The sequence below is a fragment of the Streptomyces thermoalcalitolerans genome (genome assembly GCF_039525155.1).
GTDB classification, from domain to species: Bacteria; Actinomycetota; Actinomycetes; order Streptomycetales; family Streptomycetaceae; genus Streptomyces; species Streptomyces thermovulgaris.
Window position 1 is genome coordinate 1 of the sequence record NZ_BAAAHG010000012.1, and the last position, 22,163, is coordinate 22,163.

Consider the following 22,163-nt stretch of genomic DNA (forward strand, 5'->3'; position numbering starts at 1 on the left):
GGCATGTCCCGCAGCCGGTTCAGCGCGGCGGCCCGGCCCGTGCGGCGTGCGGCGGCGCAGGAAGGTTCTGCCGTCGTGCCGCCGCGCAGGCGGGCCCGCGGCACCCCGCGCCGGCCCAGTGGGCGGGAACGGCACGACGAGAAGATCACCGTGTATGTGTCCGCCGAGGAACTCATGGACCTGGAACACGCCCGCCTGGTGCTGCGCGGCGAGCACGGCCTGGCCGTGGACCGCGGCCGCATCGTCCGCGAGGCGGTCTCCGTGGTCCTGGCCGACCTGGAGGCCCGCGGCGACGCGAGCATCCTGGTGCGCCGGCTGCGCAGCCGTTAGCTTCCGTCCACCTCGGTCCACAGCCCCCGGAGCGGGGCCCGACCGGTCCACGGACCGGCGAGGGTCGGTCGTGCGGGCCGGTAAGCGATAGCCTGCGACGGTCATGACCTCGAACGACGCACCCGTTCCCGGCCGCCGCAGGCGCCCCCTCGGCCGCGGCCCGGGAACGGCCTCCCCACGCCCGCCCGAGCCGCCCGCCGAGCACCCCCGGCCGGCGGCACCCCGGGCGACCGAGGGCGAGAGCGCGGGGGAGACGGGCCCGGCCGCCGCCCCCTCGGAGCCCGTTCGGCCGCCGGAAACCGCGGCGTCCCCCGAGACCGCACCCGAGGCCCGGCCGGAGCCGGAGACGGAACGCCGTGCGGAAGCCGGTGCCGGGACACGGGCCGCGGATGCCTCACAGGCCACGGCGGGCTCCCGGGCAAAGGCCGGGGAGGACCTCCGTCCGCAGGCCCGCCCGGGTCCGTCGTCGCAGACCGGAGAACAGGCCGGCGAAGAAGCCGGAGGAGAGGCCGGAGAGGGGACGGGCGGCGACGGCGGCGGGTTCACGGTCCGGCTCGCCAACTTCGAGGGGCCGTTCGACCTGCTGCTGCAGCTGATCTCCAAGCACAAGCTCGATGTCACCGAGGTGGCGCTCTCCCGGGTCACCGACGACTTCATGGCGCACATCCGGGCGATGGGGCCGGACTGGGACCTGGACGAGACCACCGAGTTCCTGGTCGTGGCGGCCACCTTGCTCGACCTGAAGGCCGCTCGGCTGCTGCCCGCCGCCGAGGTGGAGGACGAGGCCGACCTGGCTCTGCTGGAGGCCCGGGACCTGCTGTTCGCCCGGCTGTTGCAGTACCGGGCGTACAAGCAGGTCGCCGAGCTCTTCGGCCGGCGCCTGGAGGAGGAGAGCCGGCGCCACCCGCGCACCGTCGGACTGGAGCCGCACCACGCCGCACTGCTGCCCGACGTCGTCATCAGCATCGGCGCGGAGGGCTTCGCCAGGCTCGCGGTCAAGGCGATGCAGCCCAAACCCCCGCCGCAGGTGTACGTCGACCACATCCACGCCCCGCTGGTCAGCGTGCAGGAGCAGGCCGGGATCGTCGTCGCACGGCTGCGCGAGCTGGGCCAGGCCGGCTTCCGCACCCTCGTGGAGGACGCCGCCGACACGCTCACCGTCGTGGCCCGCTTCCTCGCGCTCCTCGAGCTGTACCGGGAGAAGGCCGTCGCCCTGGAGCAGGAGACGGCCTTCGGCGAGCTCGTCGTGCGGTGGACCGGAGGGGACGGGGAGGCGCTGCTCCTGGTGACCGACGAGTTCGACCGGCCGCCCGGAGAGACCGAGGAGGCCGCGAAGTCCGCGGAGTCCGGGAAGTCCGGGAAGGAGAAGAAGGCGTGAGCGAGAAGAGCACCGGACAGGGCGTCGCCGACCTCGAGCTCAAGCCCGCCCTGGAGGCCGTCCTCATGGTCGTGGACGAGCCCGCCACCGAGGAGCACCTGGCGAAGATCCTCCAGCGGCCGCGGCGGCGGATCGCGGACGCCCTGCGCGAACTGGCCGACGAGTACACCGTGCAGGGCCGCGGCTTCGAACTCAGGAACGTCGCCGGCGGCTGGCGCTTCTACACCCGCCCCGAGTACGCCGCCGCCGTCGAGAGCTTCGTGCTCGACGGCCAGCAGGCCCGCCTCACCCAGGCCGCCCTGGAGACCCTCGCCGTGGTCGCCTACCGCCAGCCGGTCAGCCGCAGCCGGGTCTCGGCCGTACGCGGGGTCAACTGCGACGGCGTCATGCGCACCCTGCTCCAGCGCGGTCTGGTCGAGGAGGCGGGCACGGAACGCGAGACAGGTGCGATCCTGTACAGGACGACGAACTACTTCCTGGAGCGGATGGGCCTGCGCAGCCTGGACGAGCTCCCGGAGCTCGCGCCCTTCCTCCCGGAGGCGGAGGCGATCGAGGCCGAGACCCAGGAAGGCGTGCCGTCGTTCGACCCGGACGCACCCGACGCGCCCGGCGGTCAGACCACGGACGACTAAGACGGAACATCGATGCGAAGCAGCGGCAGGAACAGCGGACGCGGCAACTACCGCGGAGCCGGCAACAAGCGGGACGAGCGGCAGGGGCGGCGCCCCCGCAGGCCCCGCCCCGAGGAGCGCCGCTACGACGTGGGCCCCGGCGCCACCAAGGGCGGCCCGAAGCCGGGGCGTGGGGGCAGTGGCCCGAAGAAGGCACAGCAGTCGCGGGGCGGCCGTACGGTCCCCGCCCGTTCCCGCGAGTACGAGGCGCGGCTCGAGGAGCGCAACCGCGAGCGGTACGCCGGCCGGAAGGAGATCAAGCTGCCCAAGACCTTCCCCGGCGCCGAGCAGGAGGGCGAGCGGCTGCAGAAGGTCCTCGCCCGCGCCGGATACGGCTCGCGCCGTGCCTGCGAGGAGCTGATCGAGCAGGCGCGGGTCGAGGTCAACGGCGAGATCGTCCTGGAGCAGGGCCGCCGGGTCGACCCCGAGAAGGACGAGATCAAGGTCGACGGCCTGACGGTGGCCACGCAGTCGTACCGGTTCTTCGCACTGAACAAGCCCGCCGGGGTCGTCTCCACCATGGAGGACCCGGAGGGCCGCCCGTGCCTCGGCGACTACGTCACCAACCGCGAGACGCGTCTGTTCCACGTCGGCCGCCTGGACACCGAGACCGAGGGCCTCATCCTGCTCACCAACCACGGCGAGCTGGCCCACCGGCTGACCCACCCCAGGTACGGCGTGCGCAAGACCTACCTCGCGCACATCGTCGGCCCCATCCCGCGCGACCTGGGCAAGAAGCTCAAGGACGGCATCCAGCTGGAGGACGGCTACGCGCGCGCGGACCACTTCCGGGTCGTCGCCCAGACCGGCAAGAACTACCTGGTCGAGGTCACCCTCCACGAAGGCCGCAAGCACATCGTCCGCCGTATGCTCGCCGCCGCCGGCTTCCCGGTCGACAAACTCGTCCGCACCGGCTTCGGCCCCATCACCCTCGGCGACCAGAAGTCGGGCTGGCTGCGCCGCCTGACCAACACGGAGGTCGGCAGGCTGATGCAGGAGGTGGACCTCTAGGAGCCTCGGCTCACAGCAGGCCAGGTCGGGCCGGACCGGGCAGCGGGGGCCGGTGCCGGGGCGCCCTCTTCAGAGGACTTCAGGGATTTCAGGAGCCTTCAGGAGAGGGCGTGGACGGATGCCGCCCGGCAGGCCGACGCGTGGCGGACGCGATACAGGAAGGCCTCCACGCGCCGGCGGTCGGGTTCCCCGGGAAGGGGCGAGCGGGCGGCGGCCTCCTCGGCCTGCGCCGCCAGACGGGTCATCCAGGACTCGACCGTCGGCCACGGGACCTCGCCCCGCTTGACCGACAGCAGCCGGTCGCGCTCGTCGCCCACGTCGAGGGTCAGCCGGCCCGTGCGCAGCAGGTCACGGGCACTGGCCAGCAGCCGCAGCAGGTGCATGGCGTGCTTCCAGCGCGGGACGCCCCGCGCACGCAGGCCGGCCTCCAGCCGGCGGCGCTGGCCGAGGGCGTAGCCGGTGAAGGTCTCGTACACCTGCCGGGACAGGAACGCCTCGCGCAGGGCGAGCAGCTCGCGGCCCGTGTCGTCGACGTACTCGACCAGCGGTGAGTGCAGGCACTCCAGGATGTTCGGATTGGCACGCAGCGCCAGTGCGCAGAAGCGCTCCAGCTCCCAGCTGAACTGTTCGGGCAGCGGACCGTCCACATGCGTGGGGGGCTTCTCGAGGCGCCAGAACAGGGCGGTGGGGGCGAGGAAGACACCCCGGCGGTCCGTGTCGCTGTCGTCCGTCGCCAGCCCGAAGGCCCGCGAACCCATGACACAGGAGTAGACGGTGTGATCGCGCACCAGATCCTCGGGCTGCATGCCCGGGAGCGTACGCGGATTCTCATGCCGGGCCGAGGGAATTTCCCTCCGCCGTGATCGGCTCGGCGGGTGGCGGACCGGACGCCCGGCCGTGGGACGTCCGGCCGTGGGCCACGGAGCCGCCGGGCGCCGTGAGGCGTTCTTCCCCGTGCCGTCCCCCGTGCCGCCTCCCGTGCCGTTTTGCCGCCGTCTCAGCGGGCGGGCGTCGCCCGCCCGGCCCGCGCGGTCTGTCTAGGCTGGAGGTCCGAGAGCCGACGCACACATCAGCGACGCACACATCAGCAAGGAGCGGTGCCGTGGCGGTACGAGCGGTCCGGGGGGCCGTCCAGCTGGAGCGGGACGAGGCCGGACATATGGAGGAGCAGGTCGGAGCCCTGCTCACCGCCGTCCTGGAACGGAACGGCCTGACCACCGACGACCTGATCAGCATCTGGTTCACGGCCACGCCCGACCTGCACAGCGACTTCCCGGCCGCCGCGGCCCGCAAGCTCGGCATCACCGACGTACCCCTGATCTGCGCCCAGGAACTGGACGTCGAGGGGGCCATGCCCCGGGTCGTCCGCCTCCTCGCACACATCGAGTCCGACCGGCCGCGCTCCGAGATCAACCATGTCTACCTCGGCGCCGCGGCCGCCCTGCGCAAGGACATCGCCCAATGAGAACCGCTCTTGTCATCGGCACTGGCCTCATCGGCACCTCGGTCGCCCTGGCGCTCGCCCGGCGCGGTGTGGTCGTGCACCTCGACGACCACGACCCGGAGCAGGCCCGTACGGCCGCCGCGCTTGGCGCCGGCACGGACAAGGCCCCGGACGGTCCCGTCGACCTCGCGGTCGTCGCCGTCCCGCCGGCCCATGTGGCCCGGGTGCTCGCCGACGCCATGCGCGGGGGCGTGGCCCGCGGCTATCTGGACGTGGCCAGCGTCAAGGGCGGCCCGCGCCGTGAACTGGAGTCGCTCGGCCTGGACCTGACCGCCTACATCGGCACCCACCCCATGTCGGGCCGCGAGAAGTCGGGCCCGCTGGCCGCGACCGCCGACCTCTTCGAGGGCCGCCCCTGGGTGCTCACCCCCACCCAGGACACCGACACCGAGGTCCTCAACCTCGCCCTGGAACTGGTCTCGCACTGCCGTGCGGTGCCGGTCGTGATGGACGCCGACGCCCACGACCGCGCCGTGGCCCTCGTCTCCCACATGCCCCACTTGGTCTCCAGCATGGTCGCCGCGCGTCTGGAGAACGCCGAGGAGGCGGCCGTACGGCTGTGCGGCCAGGGCATCCGGGACGTGACCCGGATCGCCGCCTCCGATCCGCGGATGTGGATCGACATCCTGTCCGCCAACCCCGGGCCGGTCGCCGACCTGCTCTCCGAGATCGCCGCCGACCTGGACGAGACCGTCCGGGCCCTGCGCGCCCTGGAGTCCGCCGACGAGGCCAAGCGCCGCGAGGGCAGCGCCGGCATCGAGGACGTGCTGCGGCGGGGCAACGCCGGTCAGGAGCGGGTGCCCGGCAAGCACGGGACCGCGCCGCACGCGTACGAGGTCGTCGCCGTCCTCATCGACGACCAGCCCGGTCAGCTGGCCCGCATCTTCGCGGACGCGGGGATGGCCGGCGTCAACATCGAGGACGTGCGCATCGAGCACGCCACCGGGCAGCAGACCGGCCTGGTGCAGCTGATGGTCGAGCCGAAGGCGGCGCCCGTGCTGACCGCGGCCCTGCGGGAACGGGGCTGGTCCATCCGCCAGTGACCTCGGTCGGAGGGGCTCGGGGAAGCCAGTAACCTTGTGCGGGGCGCCCCCATGACCGGCGTCCCGCACCCCCCGTCCACCACCCTTCACCAGGAAGGTGCCCCGCTGTGGAAAACGGCGCCGCCCGGACCGCCCAGCCCGTGATCGTCGCCATTGACGGCCCCTCCGGCACGGGCAAGTCGAGCACGTCGAAAGCCGTCGCCGCGCAGCTCGGTCTGAGCTACCTGGACACCGGCGCCCAGTACCGGGCGATCACCTGGTGGATGGTGACCAACGGGATCGACACCGAGGACCCCTCCGCGGTCGCCGCCGTGGCCGGCAAGCCCGAGATCGTCTCCGGCACCGACCCGGCCCACCCGACGATCACCGTCGACGGCGTGGACGTGTCCGGCCCGATCCGCACCCCGGAGATCACCGCCAAGGTCAGCGCCGTCAGCGCCGTACCGGAGGTGCGGGCCCGGATCACCGAGCTGCAGCGCTCGCTGGCCGCCTCCGCCAAGAACGGCATCGTCGTCGAGGGCCGGGACATCGGCACCACCGTGCTGCCGGACGCCGATGTGAAGATCTTCCTCACCGCCTCCCCGGAGGCCCGTGCCGCCCGCCGCAGCGGCGAGCTGAAGGGCGTGGACGTGGAGGCCACCCGTGAGGCCCTGATCAAGCGGGATGCCGCCGACTCCAGCCGCAAGACCTCGCCGCTGGCCAAGGCCGAGGACGCGATCGAGGTGGACACCACCGACCTGACGCTGGCGCAGGTCGTCGAGTGCGTCATCACCCTCATCGAGGAAAAGCGGGCCGCGAAGTGAGCCGTCCGTCACAGCGCACGGCGGGCCTTCCGTCCGAGCGCGGTGCCGGCATCGGCCGGCGGATCGGTGCCGGGGTGATGTACGGCCTGTGGCGCCCGCGTGTGCTCGGTGCCTGGAAGGTGCCCGCGTCCGGTCCGGCGATTCTCGCCGTCAACCACACGCACAACATCGACGGCCCGATGGTCATGGGCGTCGCGCCCCGGCCGGTGCACTTCCTGATCAAGAAGGAGGCGTTCGTCGGACCGCTGGACCCCTTCCTGACCGGTATCGGCCAGCTGAAGGTGGACCGCCACGCCGTCGACCGCACGGCGGTCGTCCGCGCCCTGGGGGTCCTGGAGCGCGGCGGCGTCCTCGGCATCTTCCCCGAGGGCACCCGCGGCGAGGGCGACTTCGCCTCCCTGCGCGCCGGGCTCGCCTACTTCGCGGTCCGCAGCGGGGCGCCGGTCGTGCCGGTCGCGGTGCTGGGAAGTTCCGAGCGGCGCGGACGGTTGATAAAGGGGCTGCCTCCGTTGCGCTCCCGCGTCGACGTCGTCTTCGGCGACCCGTTCGAGGCCGCCGAGGGGATGCAGGGCCTCGGTGCGGGCGGGACCGGGCGGCGTACGCGGCAGGCTCTCGACGAGGCGACCGCATACATCCAGAAACGGCTCACCGCCCACCTGGAAAACGCCAGACGCCTGACCGGGCGTTCGGCCACACTTGAGTAGTGGATCACCGCGAACCGGCGGGATGCCACCGATCACCACGAGGAACGACGAGGTACGGGACTTCATGAACGACCACAGCCAGCCCGGCGGCTCGGCCGAGCGCGAGCACGATCACGGGGCGCTCGGCGACGCCGAGTACGCGGAGTTCATGGAGCTCGCCGCGGACGAGGGCTTCGACCTGGAGGACGTCGAGGGCGCCATCGAGGCGGCGGGACATGGCCCGCTGCCCGTGGTCGCCGTCGTCGGCCGCCCCAATGTCGGCAAGTCGACCCTGGTCAACCGCATCATCGGCCGTCGCGAGGCGGTCGTCGAGGACACCCCGGGGGTGACCCGCGACCGTGTGACCTACGAGGCCGAGTGGTCGGGCCGCCGCTTCAAGGTCGTCGACACCGGTGGCTGGGAGCAGGACGTCCTCGGCATCGACGCCTCCGTCGCCGCCCAGGCCGAGTACGCCATCGAGGCCGCCGACGCGGTCGTTCTCGTCGTCGACGCCAAGGTCGGTGCCACCGACACCGACGAGGCGGTCGTACGGCTGCTGCGCAAGGCGGGCAAACCGGTGGTGCTGTGCGCCAACAAGGTCGACGGCCCGAGCGGCGAGGCCGACGCGGCGTATCTGTGGTCCCTGGGTCTCGGCGAGCCGTACCCGGTCTCGGCGCTGCACGGCCGCGGCACCGGCGACCTGCTGGACCGTGTCCTGGAGGTGCTGCCCGAGGCGCCGCGCGAGACCTTCGCCGGGACCGGCATCGGCGGGCCGCGCCGGGTCGCGCTGATCGGCCGGCCGAACGTCGGCAAGTCCTCGCTGCTGAACAAGATGGCCGGCGAGGAGCGCGTCGTCGTCGACAAACTGGCGGGCACCACCCGCGACCCGGTCGACGAGCTGATCGAACTGGGCGGCAAGACCTGGAAGTTCATCGACACCGCCGGCATCCGCAAGCGTGTCCACCTCCAGCAGGGAGCCGACTACTACGCCTCGCTGCGCACCGCGGCCGCCCTGGAGAAGGCCGAGGTCGCCATCGTCCTGATCGACGCCTCGCAGAGCATCTCGGTGCAGGACCAGCGGATCGTCACCATGGCCGTCGAGGCGGGCCGCGCACTCGTCATCGCCTACAACAAGTGGGACACCCTCGACGAGGAGCGTCGCTACTACCTGGAGCGGGAGATCGAGACCGACCTCGCGCAGCTCTCCTGGGCCCCGCGCGTGAACATCTCGGCACGCACCGGGCGGCATGTGGAGAAGCTGGTCCCGGCGATCGAGACGGCGCTGGCCGGCTGGGAGACCCGGGTGCCGACCGGCCGCCTCAACGCCTTCCTCGGCGAGCTCGTCTCCGCCCATCCGCACCCGGTCCGGGGCGGCAAGCAGCCGCGCATCCTGTTCGGCACCCAGGCCGGCACCAAGCCGCCGCGGTTCGTGCTCTTCGCCACCGGCTTCATCGAGGCGGGCTACCGGCGCTTCATCGAGCGCCGGTTGCGTGAGGAGTTCGGCTTCGAGGGGACCCCGATCCAGATCTCGGTGCGGGTCCGCGAAAGGCGCGGCGGGAAGAAGAAGTAAGAAGAAGCAGGAAGAAGCAACCGGGGCGCAGGGGCGGCCTCCTGACTCAGGAGGCCGCCCCTGCGTGCGCCCGGCGTGTCAGACGCCGCCCCGGCGCGGGCCCGGGGGCAGCGCCGCCGGCGCATGCCGGGGTCCGGTGTTCTGCCGGCCGATCGTCCCGACGCGCTGCCACTGCGCCTGCTGCCGACCGGTGCTGTAGGCGCTCGTACTGGAGGCGCTGTACGTGCTCGAGCCCGTGTCGCGCGGGAGGTTCCCGAACGCGACGAAGCCCAGATTCTCCTCACCGCTGCGGTCGCCCGGCAGCGTCCTGAAGGAATTGACGTACTCGGTGTAGAGCGCGTCGTAGATCGGCGTGGCCGAGGGGCCGCCGTGAGGGGCCTGGGCCGGCCGCGCCGGGGAGAGCTCCCGGTCCGACGAGCGCGATCGGGAGCCCGGCGAAGGGAGCGGTGGGTAGGACTGGCGGGGAACGTCATATGCGTGCACGTATGTCCAAACGACCCCGGGCCGGAAGGGATGCGGCCCGGAGCCCGTCGGTGAACTCCCGCCTGTCCGGAGGCGTCCGGCGCTCAGGTCCCGGCGAGCGGCAGCGCCGCGCCGACCAGCCGTCCGCCGGCCGCCGCCTTGTCCAGCGCCTCCCGCAGCAGGTCCTCGCGCGGCTGGCGGCCGATGGAGCCGACCGGCGCCGCGAACATCACGACCTGCTGGTGCTTGTTGGCCGCCGTCCGCCAGCCGTCGGTGACCTGGAGCGGCTGGTGGGCCTGCCACCAGGCCACCGGTCCACCGCCGCCCGCGCCGGGCTGGAGCACGGCGTGCAGCCGGCCCATGGCGAGCAGCACCGACCAGCCGTGCAGCACGGGCGGCACGGAGGAGATCTCGGTCACCGGCAGGAAGCCCTGTTCGATGAGCAGGGGCAGGAACTCGTCATGGGTGCTCAGTGAGCCCGGGCGCACGATGGGCGCGGTCGGCTCGACGACCAGGGCGGGGTGCAACTCGTCGGCGATGAGGACGAGTCCGCTGGTCACCCCGAGCACGGCCTGCTCCGGCACGGCCCTTGGGGGCACGGCCTGCCCGGGCGCGGTCTGCTGCGGCGGGACCTGTGCGGGCACCCTGCCCATGGCGCCCGCGTCGGCGCCGATGGAGCGAGCCGCGCCGCGCAGCTGCTCCTCGGTGACCTGGACGACCTGCGAGGGCAGGCAGGTGGCGTGGGCGAAGGCGAGGACGGCGGTCTCCTCCCCGACGAACAGGACGGTGCTGGTGCGCTCCTGTTCGCAGTCGCCCGGGGTGCGGCAGGACGTGCAGTCGTAACGGGCCGGGGCGTTCTCTCCGGTGAGCAGCCGGTCGGCTTCTTCGTCGCCGATCTCGGCGCGTACGGCGTCGCTGACGTCGAGCATGCGCGGCACGATTGGCTCCCTCGGGGTGCGGGTGCATGGCGGGGCCGGGAGCTCCCGGCCCATGAACCGGGAGGGCCCCCGGCTCATGAAGAAGACAACGGGCGATCTGTGGTGGGAGTCACGCCCTCCGCCGAACGGAATCGAACCGTCCTGCGCGCAGGGTCACCTCAAGCCCGGAATCCGGCACTCATCGTCAACACCCTGAAAAATCAAGGGGCTTGATCAGGTGAAGTGGGTCACAGATCGCTCGCGCGCATGGTTGATAAATCGTGAAATAAGTAAATGAAGTGGGTGTCCGAAAAAAGCCGTTACCTCTGGTAACCATCAACTGGCCTGCTCGAACAGGAAGTTGGTTGCTCCGGGAGCTGCCCGCTCCTTACATTCCTCGGCCGTGTGCAACGAGCACCGCTCGGGTGCGTCCGCCGACCGAGCCGAACCGGCACCACTCGGCTCGGCCTCTTCCGGCGGACGGGGCGGGTGCGCCGGCCGCGTCCATGCGCGGCGGGCACGCCTCGCCTTGGGGGGTCCCGGGTCCTTCGAGAGGGATTCACATGTCCGAATGTGCCGATAAGAGCCACGACACCACGCACGACAACGTCCGCAGGACGCGGACGACGGCGGCTTTCGCCGGAGCGGCGCTGCTCGTGCCGCTCGGGCTGGCGGCCGTGACCGGCAACGCTCACGCAGCGGACGGCGGAGTGTGGGACCGCATTGCCCAGTGCGAGAGCGGCGGCAACTGGCACATCAACACCGGCAACGGCTACTACGGGGGGTTGCAGTTCGCCGCCGGCACCTGGCGCGCCTACGGCGGCACGGCCTACGCGCCCACCGCCGACCGGGCCACCAGGGCCCAGCAGATCGAGATCGCCACCAGGGTCCAGCGGGCCCAGGGCTGGGGCGCGTGGCCGGTCTGCTCGGTCCGGGCGGGGGCCGTCGGCAGCGCGCCGAGGATCGGATCGGGCTCGGTGGGGGCCGGGTCGACGCACAAGTCCGGCAAGCCGGCCAAGCCGGCCAAGACAGGGGGGTCCGTTGCACAGAAGACCAGGAAGACACAGGCAGCGTCGTCGCAGCGGCCGTCGAGGGCACCGGCACGCGGGACGGGCCGTGCTCATCGCGGTGCCTCCCGCGGCAGCTACACCGTCCGCGCGGGCGACACGCTGAGCGGCATCGCCGCCCGGTACGGGACCACCTGGCAGCGGCTGTACGCCGCCAACAGGTCCGTCATCGGCGATGATCCCGACCTGATCGTGCCCGGGCAGCGCCTCGTGCTCTGAGCCGCTCCCCTCCTGCCCGGAGCACCGGGTCCCGTCCGGTCCCCGGCCGGACGGGACCCGTCCGTGACGGGCACCGCGCGCCGCCGCCGCACGCTCCGCGGTGCGCGCCGCACCCGCCCGTCCCCGCCGCCCACGTCTTCGGGAGGCCCCATGCGGGCATGCGCCACACGGGCCGTCGGACCCGCTGCCGGTGTTGCCGGCCGAGGCGGCCGGGCGGACCCCGCCGTCCGCGGGGTCCCGGAGGCCGGCGATCAGGACGGCTCGCGGCCGGCCTGATGCCGTTTCGGCTCGGGCTGCGGAGCCTGGCCGGCGTACTCGGGGTGGTGCAGATCGAAGGCCGGGGACTCCGAGCGGATCCGGGGCAGGGCGACGAAGTTGTGCCGGGGCGGCGGGCAGGAGGTCGCCCACTCCAGGGAACGGCCGTAGCCCCAGGGGTCGTCGGCTTCGACCTTGTGACCGTGCCGGGCGGTCCTCCACACGTTGTAGAGGAACGGCAGCGTCGACACACCGAGCAGGAACGAGCCGATCGTCGACAGGGTGTTCAGGGCGGTGAAGCCGTCGGAGGCGAGATAGTCGGCGTACCGCCGGGGCATGCCCTCCGCGCCCAGCCAGTGGTGCACCAGGAAGGTGAGGTGGAAGCCGACGAACAGCGTCCAGAAGTGGATCTTGCCCAGACGCTCGTCGAGCATCCTGCCGGTCCACTTCGGCCACCAGAAGTAGAAGCCGGCGAACATCGCGAAGACGACCGTGCCGAAGACCACGTAGTGGAAGTGGGCCACCACGAAATAGCTGTCCGTGACATGGAAGTCCAGCGGCGGCGAGGCGAGGATCACCCCGGTCAGACCGCCGAACAGGAACGACACCAGGAAGCCGGTCGCCCACAGCATCGGTGTCTCGAAGGACAGCGACCCCTTGATCATCGTGCCGGTCCAGTTGAAGAACTTCACCCCGGTCGGCACGGCGATCAGGAAGCTCATGAAGGAGAAGAAGGGCAGCAGCACCGCGCCGGTGGCGAACATGTGGTGCGCCCACACCACCACCGACAGACCGGTGATCGCCATGGTCGCGCCGACCAGCGTCAGATAGCCGAAGACCGGCTTGCGGGAGAACACCGGGATGATCTCGGTGATGATCCCGAAGAACGGCAGCGCGATGATGTACACCTCCGGGTGACCGAAGAACCAGAACAGGTGCTGCCACAGCAGTGCCCCGCCGTTCGCCGACTGGAAGACCTGCGAGCCGAGCCTGCGGTCCGCCTCCAGCACCAGCAGCGCCGCCGCCAGCACCGGGAACGCCATCAGGACCAGGATCGAGGTGAACAGCGTGTTCCAGGTGAAGATCGGCATCCGGAACATCGTCATCCCGGGGGCGCGCATACCGATGATCGTGGCCAGGAAGTTGACCGCGCCGAGGATCGTCCCGAAGCCGGCCAGCGTGAGCCCCATGATCCACAGATCCGGGCCGAGGCCGGGGGAGTGCACCGCGTCGTTGAGCGGGGCGTAGGCGAACCAGCCGAAGGCCGCCGGTCCGTCGGGCACGAGCAACGAGCCGAGCACGATCAGCCCGCCGAACAGGAAGAGCCAGTACGACAGCATGTTCAGCCGGGGGAAGGCGACGTCCGGGGAGCCGATCTGCAGCGGCATCAGCTCATTGGCGAAGCCCGCGAAGGTGGGAGTCGCGAACAGCAGCAGCATGATCGTGCCATGCAGGGTGAACAGCTGGTTGAACTGCTGGCCGGTCAGGAGCTGCAGCCCGGGGCGGGCGAGCTCGGCCCGCATCAGCAGCGCCGTCACCCCGCCGATCAGAAAGAACACGAACGACGTGATCAGGTAGAGATGGCCGATCTTCTTGTGGTCGGTGGTCGTCAGCCAGTCGACCACCAGCCTGCCGAGCCGTCCGCCGGACACCGGCCGCTGTGCCGCTACGGTCTGGGTCCCCATCGCTCGCCCTCCGCTCCTCGCGCACGGGTCCGCCGCGGTCCGCGGCCGGCCGCCGGGGCTCCTGCCATGATGCGCGCGCGACCGCGCGCCGCGACAGGGGATACGGGGATTCTGTGCCGCAAGGGTGAATTTCCTATGCGGCGCCGGCTTCCGCAAGTCGGTCCGGGCGCGGAATACGAGGGCGGCCGGGCGGGGCCGGGAGGCTTCTCCCGGGCATTTTCCCGGCCTTTTCAGGTGCCGGACGGGGCACCGGAATTGCGGTCGGAGGAATGCGGAAGGTGATCGGAATCGCCCGTATGTGTGAGGGAGCAGGGGGCGATTCACGGTCATGTCACTGTGACAGAAGTGTGACAGCCGAGGCGGATGAGACCGGTGCGACCCATGTGCCGAGGCGGGCTTCCCCCACCGCGGGTCAGGGCCTAGCGTGGCGGTATGGCACCGATTCCCACTCCGCCGACGGAGCCCCAGGACAGTCCGGACCGCTACATCGGCCTCGAGGCCGGGCAGGCCGAACGGCTCGCACGCGCACGGGGCTGGAGCACGGTGCGGTCACTGCCGCCCGGCACGATCATCACCATGGAGTACCGGGTCGGCCGGATGAACTTCGAGGTCAAGGACGGCCGTGTGAGCCGCGCCTGGAAGGGCTGAACCGCCGCGGGACCCCGGCCCGGCGGCGGTCCCGCCGTCACCTGCCGGTCAGCGGACGGGACGCCGGGGCCGTACCGCGTACGTGCCGGTCGGAGTGCGGTGGCCGGCGGCTGCCGGCCGGGGCGACCGGTGTGCGTTCCGGACGGGCCGTGTGACGGCCCGGGGCGAGATGGGCCGCCCGGGAGGCACGGCCGGCACCGACCGTCTCGCGGTGCACCGGAGCCTCCCCCGGGACGGACGGACGCGGTGCGAGCACCTCGGGCGCACCGACGGGAGCGGCGGCCGGTGCGGGCACCGGTGCCCGGCGGCCACGACGGGCGCGCCGGCGGTCGCGCAGGTCGAACAGGGCGGTCTCGGTCCTCGCGATCAGCGGCTCGAACCACGGCAGCGCCAGGAGGATCAGCAGCCCCGCGGCCCAGCCGAGGAGCACATCGCTCAGCCAGTGCGTCCCCAGGTAGACCGTGGTGAGACCGACGCCGAGCGCGGTCACCGCGGACAGCGCCGACAGCCAGCGGCGCGCCGTCGGGGTGGAGGCGAGATAGGCCAGGATGCCCCAGGTCACCACGGCGTTGGCGGTGTGGCCGCTGGGAAATATGTCGCCGCCCAGGCCCATCTCGTTGGAGCCGATGACGGTGGCGTAGTGGGGTCCGAGGCGACCCATGCCGATCTTCGCGGCGCCGACCGTGACATTCAGCAGCAGCAGCGAGACGGCGAGGACGAGCAGCGGACGCAGCATGTGCTGCCGCCACGAACGCCAGCCCAGCCAGGCGGCGACCATCACCGCGGTGGGGCCGCGCTGGCCCAGCACCACGTAGTAGTCGAGGAACGCGTGGACCTCCGGCCACTGCTGGTACGGACGGAAGAACATGATCCGCCAGTCGAGCCGGACCAGCCACGAGGTGGTCACCACGGCCCAGACGATGGCCAGGTAGAAGGCCAGGGTCGCCGAGAAGAGCACGAACCGGTGACGGCTCATCCGCGGCACGTCGATGTGCGCCGGCCGTTGCGGCTCACGGTCCAGCCGGGCGAACAGCCGGTCCAGGCGGGTGAGGGTTCCTTCGGTACGCACCTGATCGACGTTACAGGGAGTGAGCGCAGAACCCGGACGCAGCACGGGATTTGTGATGACGATGTGATGTGGGATTGCTCTCAACGAGGCTTTGTTCACCGTGAATTCCGTAATCCCGGGCGGTGCTCGCCTGTATTTCCCTCCGATCATTCAGTCGGATGCTTATGCCGCGTTTATGAATGCGCCGTACGAACGCCCCGGTGGAATTCGGCGTCCCGTCCCCCGTGCCGTCCGGGTCCGGTCACGGGGGGCCGGACCCGTTCAGCCAGGACGCTCCGTACAGCGCCGAGGCCACCGCGACACCACCCACCACCAGCGCCGACCGGGCGGGACGCGACCGGGCGAGGGCCAGGGCGAACGGCAGCAGCAACGGGAAGGCGGGCAGCAGCAGACGCGGCTTGGAGCCGAAGTAGCTCGACGCACCGAGGGCGAGCGCGGTGACGACACCGGAGTACACCAGCAGGACGAGCGGCTGCCGCTGCCGCACGCCGACGGCGTACAGCCCCAGCACCGCGGCGACCCCGATGATCAGCCCGAGCCCGGCCAGGGCCGACGGAAACGACGTCAGCTTGCCGACGGCGAAGCGGGCGAAGGCGTACCCGCCGTCGAAGCCGTTGCGCCAGCCGGCCTGGACGTCCAGATAGCCGAGAGGGCCCCTGCCGGTGCGGTGGCCGACCCACAGGACGTAACCGGCGGTGCCGAGCGGGGCGAGCAGGAGGGCGAGCACCCGGCGTGCGCCGTCCGCCGGCGGCGCACCCCGGTCGCGCGGGAACGAGACGAGCGCCGCCCCCCACACCGCCGCGACCAGCGCGAGCCCCACCGGACGGGTCAGCCCCGCCAGGGAAGCCAGGACACCCGCCGTCACCCAGCGGCCGGTCAGCACGGCGTACAGCGTCCAGGCGGCGAGCGCCGTGAACAGCGACTCGCTGTACGCCATCGACTGCACGATCCCGACCGGCAGCACCGCCCACAGCAGCACCGCCCAGACGCCCACCCGGCCGCCGCCGGCGTCTCTCCGGGGCCAGGGCCGCGCCCGCTCCTCCTCCCAGGAGTGCGCCAGGCCCTCCTCCCGCCGGCCGTACACATGGTCGGCCACCGCGAAGATCCCCCAGGCCGCGGCGAGCGAGGCCACCAGGCTCACCACGAAGCCGGCGTCGGCGTACGACAGCGGACCCACCGAGGCGAGCACCCGCTCCAGCCACGGCAGCAGCGGGAAGAAGGCGAGATCGGAGTGGACGTCCCCGTTCGGCAGACGCACCTCGTGGCCGTAGCCCCGTTCGGCTATCCCGGCGTACCAGAGGGCGTCCCAGCGGGCGGTCAGCAGGGTGTACGCGCTCTTGTCGTGCGCGGCGCTCCACAGCACCAGGACAAGAAGGCCCAGCGTGCGGACGGCCGCGTACCCGAGGAGCGCCGGCGCGGCCCGGCGCAGGACTCCGGGAAGAGCCGGCGCCATGCGCGTCACAGGATCGATCACCGGCCGATTATCGAGCGCACACGAAAGCAGGCGGGCCGGCGAAGCGCGCCGACGGGGGAGAAGTGGCGCATGACACACGAGAGGGCGGTGCGCTTCGAGAGGGTGGTCATGCGTCACTCGCATGGACTCGCGTACGCTGCGAGTCACTCGTCAAACCGTTGCGCGGGTCGGAGACCACCGCTCCTCTCCGACCGAGCTGCGGGAGTCCCCGTCCCGCGGACCCGCCGGTCACGAGGGCACATCTGGGAGGTACATACATGTCCGGGACGACCGCGGCCGCCGCTCGGCCGCGCCGTCGGGCAGCCGGAACCGGTGCCAACCGCTGGGTCGTCCTGACCGTTCTGTGCACCAGCCTGCTCCTGGTCGCGGTCGACGCGACCGTGCTGCATGTGGCGGTGCCCGCGGTCACCAAGGACCTCCGGCCTGGCGCCATCGAACTGCTCTGGATCGTCGACAGTTACCCCCTTGTCTGCGCTTCGCTGCTGATCCTCTTCGGCACGCTGGGCGACCGGGTGGGCCGCAGACGGATCCTGCTGCTGGGGTACGCCCTGTTCGGCGTCGCCTCCGCCCTGGCGGCCTTCGCCCCCAATCCCCAGGTGCTGATCCTCGCGCGGGCGCTGCTCGGCGTCGGCGGCGCCATGATCATGCCGGCCACGCTGTCCCTGTTGCGGCAGGTGTTCCCCGACCGCCGTGAAAGAGCGCTGGCCATCGGCGTCTGGAGCGCGGTCGCCGCGGTGGGCGCGGCGATCGGGCCGCTGCTGGGCGGCTTTCTGCTGGAGCACTTCTGGTGGGGGTCGGTCTTCCTCGTCAACATTCCGCTGATGCTGGTGAGTCTGCCGGTGGGCCGGCTGCTGCTGCCCGAGTCGACCGGTGACGGCAACGGCCCCTGGGACGTGGCCGGCGCGATGCTGGCCGCGGCCGGGCTGTTCGGTGTGGTGCTGGGCGTGAAGCGGTTCGGCGACGGGGAGGTGCTGAGCCTGCTCACCGTGGTGTCGCTGGCGGCCGGTACGGCACTGCTGGTGGTGTTCGTACGGCGGCAGCGGCGGCGGGCGCATCCGCTGGTGGACCTGAGGATGTTCGCATGGCCGGCGTTCAGTACGTCGGTGGGCTGCATTGTGCTGGCCATGCTGGCGCTGGTCGGTCTTGAGCTGATCGCGGCGCAGTATCTGCAACTGGTGCTGGAGCTGTCGCCGTTGCAGACGGGGCTGCGGCTGCTGCCGCTGACGTTCGCCGCGATGGCGGCCGGACTGGCCGGGGCGAGGATGCTGCGCGGGTTCGGGCCGCGGCGGATGGTGTCCGCCGGGTTCTGTCTGACCGCCGGCGCGGTGGTGGTGCTGACCGGGATGGGCGCGCAGGACAACCCCGGGCTGCTGCTGTTCGGCTTCGTGCTGCTCGGGTTCGGTCTGGAGACCACGCTGTTCGGGGCGTACGAGTCGATGCTGAGCGAGGCGCCGCCGGAGCAGGCGGGAGGAGCCGCGGCGATCGGCGAGACGTCGTACCAGCTGGGCGCCGGGATGGGCATCGCGCTGCTCGGCACGGTCATGAACGCGGCGTACGCACCGGGGGTCGCGCATGTGCCGGGCGTGCCGGCGTCGGCGTCGAAGGCGGCGTCGCACTCGCTGGGGGAGGCGTACGGGGTCGCCGCGCAGCTGGGCGGAAGCGCGGGGGAGGCCCTGCGGCGGGCGGCGCGGGATTCCTTCGTGCACGGGCTGCATGTGACGCTGCTGGTGAGCGCGGGTCTGTTGCTGCTGGGGGCGGTGATGGCCCTGCGGCTGCCGCGCACGATGCACTGCGAGACGGCGCCGGCCGGACTGCCCGCGCAGCGCAAGCCCGAGCAGTCCCATGTCTCGGCATGACCGCGGTCCTTCTTCCCGCTCGCACACGGCCCCTGGGGTTCCCGGGGAGGCCGCCGACGGGACGGGGGACGCGGAAGACGAGGGAGATGCGGGAGATGCGAGGGATGCGAAGAAGCGCGCGGAGGGGGCGCTGGACGTGGGCCGTACCGCGTCGTAGCGTCGGGCCGGAGTCGTGAGCCGGCGGTGCCGGCCGTTCCCGTCGGAATCCAGTGGAACCCAGTCGGAGGTGCCCATGTCCTCGTTCGACCCCGCCGATCCCCTCGGGATCGACGATCTGCTGGCCCCGGAGGACCTGGCCGTCCGCGACACCGTGCGGAACTGGGCCGCCGACCGTGTCCTGCCCCATGTCGCCGAGTGGTACGAGAAGGGCGAGCTGCCCGTCATCCGGGAGCTGACCCGTGAGCTGGGCTCCCTCGGCGCCCTCGGGATGTCGCTCAGCGGCTACGGCTGCGCCGGTGCCACCGCCGTCCAGTACGGGCTGGTCTGCCTGGAACTGGAGGCAGCCGATTCCGGCATCCGCTCCCTGGTCTCGGTGCAGGGCTCCCTCGCCATGTACGCGATCCACCGCTTCGGCAGCGAGGAGCAGAAGCAGGAGTGGCTGCCCCGGATGGCCGCCGGCGAGGTGATCGGCTGCTTCGGGCTGACCGAGCCCGACCACGGCTCCGACCCCGCCTCCATGCGCACCCGTGCCAAGCGCGACGGCACCGACTGGGTGCTGAACGGCCGCAAGATGTGGATCACCAATGGTTCCGTGGCCGGTGTCGCCATCGTCTGGGCGCAGACCGAGGACGGCATCCGCGGCTTCGTCGTCCCCACGGACACCCCGGGCTTCTCGGCCCCCGAGATCAAGCACAAGTGGTCCTTGCGCGCCTCCGTCACCAGCGAGCTCGTCCTCGACGACGTGCGGCTGCCGGCCGATGCCGTGCTGCCGGAGGTCACCGGACTGCGCGGCCCGCTCACCTGTCTGTCCCACGCCCGCTACGGCATCGTCTGGGGCGCCATGGGCGCGGCCCGCTCCAGCTTCGAGGCCGCTCTCGACTATGCGACGTCACGTGAGCAGTTCGGCAAGCCCATCGGTGCCTTTCAGCTCACCCAGGCCAAACTCGCCGACATGGCGGTCGAACTGCACAAGGGGATTCTGCTCGCCCACCATCTGGGGCGGCGCATGGACGCCGGCCGCCTGCGTCCTGAGCAGGTCAGCTTCGGCAAGCTCAACAACGTGCGGGAGGCGATCGAGATCTGCCGTACGGCGCGCACCATTCTCGGGGCGAACGGAATTTCCCTCGAATACCCCGTGATGCGGCACGCGACCAATCTGGAATCGGTACTCACCTATGAGGGAACCGTCGAGATGCACCAGCTCGTGCTGGGCAAGGCGCTCACCGGACTCGACGCCTTCCGGTGAGGCCGGGACGGGGCGGGGCCGGTGTGCGGCCCTGCCTCAGCTCTGGTTGAAGAACCCGTCCGACCGGTGCGCCGCCGGGGCTCCGCTGACGATCTCGGTGTCGGCGGGGGAGAGGAGGAAGACGCGGGTGGAGACGCGGTCGATGGAACCGCGCAGACCGAAGACCAGCCCGGCCGCGAAGTCGACCACGCGCTTGGCGTCGGCGGGCTCCATGGACGTGAGGTTCATGATGACGGGCACACCCTCGCGGAACAGCTCGCCGATGGTGCGGGCGTCCCGGAAGCTGTCCGGTGTCACCGTGCCGATCCGGCGGCCCTTTTCCTCGGCCGTGTCCGTGGCCACCTTCACCCGGGGATCGGTGACCCAGGCGTCCTCGGAGTCGGGGCCCTCGGAGTAGTCGTCGTCGTAGTAGCGCTCGTCATCGTTGTCGTCGACGAGGCCGAGCCACGCACTCGCCTTGCGTACCGATCCCATGGACGCCTCCTCTCACAGCGGTCATTCTTCCTTTCCGCATCCCTATGGTCATCCATGATGCTGACAACACGCCAAGTGAATAGGCGCCGCGCGGGGGGTTTGTGACGGTACTGGTGCACGGCGAATCCGTCGAGAGCCCGTGTGCCCCAAGGGCGATGCGTGGAACGGGGGCTGACGGGGAGTGAAATATGATTGTCCCCCAATGTGCGCGTGCACACGGGTGATGCGCGGTGCGTACGGGTGAACGAAGGGGGCGAAGCGAGGCGACGGCTTCACCCCGTACGCCCCCAGGGGGACAACCGCCGCTGACGGACGCTCGCCCGTCCATGACTCGCCCGTTCATGACTCGGCCGTCCATGGCAGAAAGCACTTGTTACCGGAAGGGCGAGTTCCGGACATCCCGGGGACCGGACGGCCGGCGGCGACATGGCCGCACTCGTCCCCGGCCGATCCGGACGGGACGGTCCTTTCCCGGCCGCTGACCAGGCGTCGATTCACGGCGGCCACACACCGCCCACGCGAATCGCACACAGTCGCGCGACTGAAAGGTGCCCTTGTGCCGACCGGTCGTTCGGCCGAATACTCCCCCACAGCGCTTGTCAGGAGCACGGCATGTTCGGGACCCGGACGTCCGGCTGCTGACTGCGCCTCACGGCCCGGACCCCACGCGGGCCCCCGACTTCCTTGGTGGAGGAACGAAAAAGTGAGGATCAAGCGCATCACTCCCCGCAGCGGCGTGACGAGACGGACTCGGCTGATCGCCGTCGCATCCGGCCTCGTGGCCGCAGCCGCGTTCGCCGTCCCCAGCGCCAATGCGGCCGACACGCCGACCACCTTCAGCGCGGCCCAGCTCACCAAGGCGAGCGACTCCGTGCTCAAGGCCGACATCCCGGGCACGGCCTGGGCGATCGACAGCAAGACCAACCGGGTTGTCGTCACGGTCGACAGCACGGTCTCCCAGGCCGAGATCAACAAGATCAAGCAGCAGGCGGGGAGCAACGCCGGCGCTCTGACCATCAAGCGCACCCCGGGCAAGTTCACCAAGCTGATCCAGGGCGGTGACGCCATCTACGCGAGCAGCTGGCGCTGCTCCCTCGGCTTCAACGTCCGTGCCAGCAACGGCACCGAGTACTTCCTGACCGCCGGTCACTGCACCGACGGCGCGGGCACCTGGTACTCCAACTCCAGCCGCACCACGGTGCTCGGCACCACGGCGGGCTCCAGCTTCCCGGGCAACGACTACGGCATCGTCCGGTACACCAACTCCTCCGTCAGCCGGCCCGGCACGGCCAACGGCGTGGACATCGTGGGTGCGGCCACCCCGAGCGTGGGCACCACCGTCATCCGTGACGGCTCCACCACGGGCACGCACACCGGCCGGGTCACCGCGCTCAACGCCACGGTCAACTACGGCGGCGGCGACATCGTCTACGGCCTCATCCAGACCAATGTCTGCGCCGAGCCCGGCGACTCCGGCGGCCCGCTCTACTCCAGCAGCGGCATCGCCTACGGTCTGACCTCCGGCGGCAGCGGCAACTGCACCGTCGGCGGCACGACCTTCTTCCAGCCGGTCACCGAGGCGCTGAGCGCCTACGGCGTCCAGGTCTACTGACCCCCGGGCCGGGCCGCCAACCGCGCG

20 protein-coding genes and 1 pseudogene are annotated in these 22,163 nt (G+C 71.5%); 14 read left to right on the plus strand and 7 right to left on the minus strand.

Annotated features, from left to right (window positions below):
* The 4 genes and pseudogenes from ABD224_RS09775 to ABD224_RS09790 all read left to right on the plus strand — a co-directional run.
* Positions 1-330, plus strand: a pseudogene (locus tag ABD224_RS09775) (hypothetical protein); the annotation flags it as partial.
* Positions 331-433: 103 nt separating this feature from the next.
* A complete protein-coding gene (locus ABD224_RS09780) occupies positions 434-1,708 on the plus strand; it encodes a segregation and condensation protein A (protein ID WP_344049004.1) in 1,275 nt (424 codons plus the stop codon).
* On the plus strand, positions 1,705-2,340 hold the full coding sequence (gene scpB, locus ABD224_RS09785; protein WP_344049005.1) for an SMC-Scp complex subunit ScpB: 636 nt from the start codon (positions 1,705-1,707) through the stop codon (positions 2,338-2,340). Before ABD224_RS09780 ends, scpB begins: the two co-directional genes overlap by 4 nt.
* Positions 2,341-2,352: 12 nt before the next feature.
* Positions 2,353-3,390, plus strand: a complete 1,038-nt coding sequence (locus ABD224_RS09790) for a pseudouridine synthase (protein ID WP_344049006.1) — start codon at positions 2,353-2,355, stop codon at positions 3,388-3,390.
* A gap of 98 nt (positions 3,391-3,488) precedes the next feature.
* Here the strand turns inward: ABD224_RS09790 and ABD224_RS09795 are convergent, their stop codons facing one another.
* Positions 3,489-4,196, minus strand: a complete 708-nt coding sequence (locus ABD224_RS09795; protein WP_344049007.1) for a nucleotidyltransferase domain-containing protein — start codon at positions 4,194-4,196, stop codon at positions 3,489-3,491.
* A gap of 296 nt (positions 4,197-4,492) precedes the next feature.
* Here ABD224_RS09795 and aroH point away from each other — a divergent pair, with 296 nt between their 5' ends.
* The 5 genes from aroH to der all read left to right on the plus strand — a co-directional run bounded on the left by aroH (position 4,493) and on the right by der (position 8,993).
* Positions 4,493-4,855, plus strand: a complete 363-nt coding sequence (aroH, locus tag ABD224_RS09800; RefSeq protein ID WP_344049008.1) for a chorismate mutase — start codon at positions 4,493-4,495, stop codon at positions 4,853-4,855.
* Positions 4,852-5,937: a prephenate dehydrogenase gene (locus tag ABD224_RS09805; protein ID WP_344049009.1), complete on the plus strand. Its 1,086-nt coding sequence runs from the start codon at positions 4,852-4,854 to the stop codon at positions 5,935-5,937. The genes aroH and ABD224_RS09805 overlap by 4 nt, the downstream gene beginning before the upstream one ends.
* 107 nt (positions 5,938-6,044) lie before the next feature.
* Complete coding sequence (gene cmk, locus ABD224_RS09810) at positions 6,045-6,740, plus strand: (d)CMP kinase (protein ID WP_344049010.1); 696 nt, start codon at positions 6,045-6,047, stop codon at positions 6,738-6,740.
* Positions 6,737-7,444: a lysophospholipid acyltransferase family protein gene (locus ABD224_RS09815; protein WP_344049011.1), complete on the plus strand. Its 708-nt coding sequence runs from the start codon at positions 6,737-6,739 to the stop codon at positions 7,442-7,444. The genes cmk and ABD224_RS09815 overlap by 4 nt, the downstream gene beginning before the upstream one ends.
* Before the next feature lie 64 nt (positions 7,445-7,508).
* Positions 7,509-8,993, plus strand: coding sequence for a ribosome biogenesis GTPase Der (gene der / locus ABD224_RS09820; protein ID WP_344049012.1), 1,485 nt, complete (start codon positions 7,509-7,511; stop codon positions 8,991-8,993).
* Positions 8,994-9,071: 78 nt separating this feature from the next.
* Here the strand turns inward: der and ABD224_RS09825 are convergent, their stop codons facing one another.
* Together ABD224_RS09825 and ABD224_RS09830 are read right to left on the minus strand one after the other, a co-directional pair.
* Complete coding sequence (locus tag ABD224_RS09825; protein WP_344049013.1) at positions 9,072-9,476, minus strand: hypothetical protein; 405 nt, start codon at positions 9,474-9,476, stop codon at positions 9,072-9,074.
* A gap of 83 nt (positions 9,477-9,559) precedes the next feature.
* Positions 9,560-10,393 (minus strand): hypothetical protein, encoded by an 834-nt coding sequence (locus ABD224_RS09830; protein ID WP_344049014.1) that lies wholly within the window; start codon positions 10,391-10,393, stop codon positions 9,560-9,562.
* A 542-nt stretch (positions 10,394-10,935) separates the two neighbouring features.
* On the opposite strand from ABD224_RS09830, the gene ABD224_RS09835 reads away from it, so the two are divergent.
* Positions 10,936-11,658, plus strand: a complete 723-nt coding sequence (locus tag ABD224_RS09835) for a LysM peptidoglycan-binding domain-containing protein (protein WP_344049015.1) — start codon at positions 10,936-10,938, stop codon at positions 11,656-11,658.
* 251 nt (positions 11,659-11,909) lie between these two features.
* On the opposite strand, the gene ctaD is transcribed toward ABD224_RS09835, so the two are convergent.
* A complete protein-coding gene (gene ctaD, locus ABD224_RS09840) occupies positions 11,910-13,598 on the minus strand; it encodes an aa3-type cytochrome oxidase subunit I (protein WP_344049016.1) in 1,689 nt (562 codons plus the stop codon).
* A 432-nt stretch (positions 13,599-14,030) separates the two neighbouring features.
* On the opposite strand from ctaD, the gene ABD224_RS09845 reads away from it, so the two are divergent.
* On the plus strand, positions 14,031-14,246 hold the full coding sequence (locus tag ABD224_RS09845) for an I78 family peptidase inhibitor (RefSeq protein WP_344049017.1): 216 nt from the start codon (positions 14,031-14,033) through the stop codon (positions 14,244-14,246).
* Between the two features lie 37 nt (positions 14,247-14,283).
* Here ABD224_RS09845 and ABD224_RS09850 read toward each other — a convergent pair whose 3' ends face one another.
* Positions 14,284-15,315, minus strand: a complete 1,032-nt coding sequence (locus tag ABD224_RS09850; RefSeq protein WP_344049018.1) for a phosphatase PAP2 family protein — start codon at positions 15,313-15,315, stop codon at positions 14,284-14,286.
* A 241-nt stretch (positions 15,316-15,556) separates the two neighbouring features.
* Positions 15,557-16,789, minus strand: coding sequence for a hypothetical protein (locus tag ABD224_RS09855; protein WP_344049019.1), 1,233 nt, complete (start codon positions 16,787-16,789; stop codon positions 15,557-15,559).
* A 257-nt stretch (positions 16,790-17,046) separates the two neighbouring features.
* Between ABD224_RS09855 and ABD224_RS09860 the strand changes: the two genes are divergently transcribed.
* The gene (locus ABD224_RS09860) at positions 17,047-18,645 is read left to right on the plus strand and encodes an MFS transporter (RefSeq protein WP_344049020.1); all 1,599 of its coding nucleotides are present in this window, start codon (positions 17,047-17,049) and stop codon (positions 18,643-18,645) included.
* A 232-nt stretch (positions 18,646-18,877) separates the two neighbouring features.
* The gene (locus ABD224_RS09865; RefSeq protein WP_344049021.1) at positions 18,878-20,050 is read left to right on the plus strand and encodes an acyl-CoA dehydrogenase family protein; all 1,173 of its coding nucleotides are present in this window, start codon (positions 18,878-18,880) and stop codon (positions 20,048-20,050) included.
* Between the two features lie 36 nt (positions 20,051-20,086).
* Here ABD224_RS09865 and ABD224_RS09870 read toward each other — a convergent pair whose 3' ends face one another.
* The gene (locus ABD224_RS09870) at positions 20,087-20,524 is read right to left on the minus strand and encodes a cell division protein SepF (RefSeq protein ID WP_344049022.1); all 438 of its coding nucleotides are present in this window, start codon (positions 20,522-20,524) and stop codon (positions 20,087-20,089) included.
* Between the two features lie 703 nt (positions 20,525-21,227).
* Here ABD224_RS09870 and ABD224_RS09875 point away from each other — a divergent pair.
* Positions 21,228-22,136, plus strand: coding sequence for a S1 family peptidase (locus ABD224_RS09875; protein ID WP_344049023.1), 909 nt, complete (start codon positions 21,228-21,230; stop codon positions 22,134-22,136).
* The last annotated feature ends 27 nt before the right edge of the window (positions 22,137-22,163 follow it).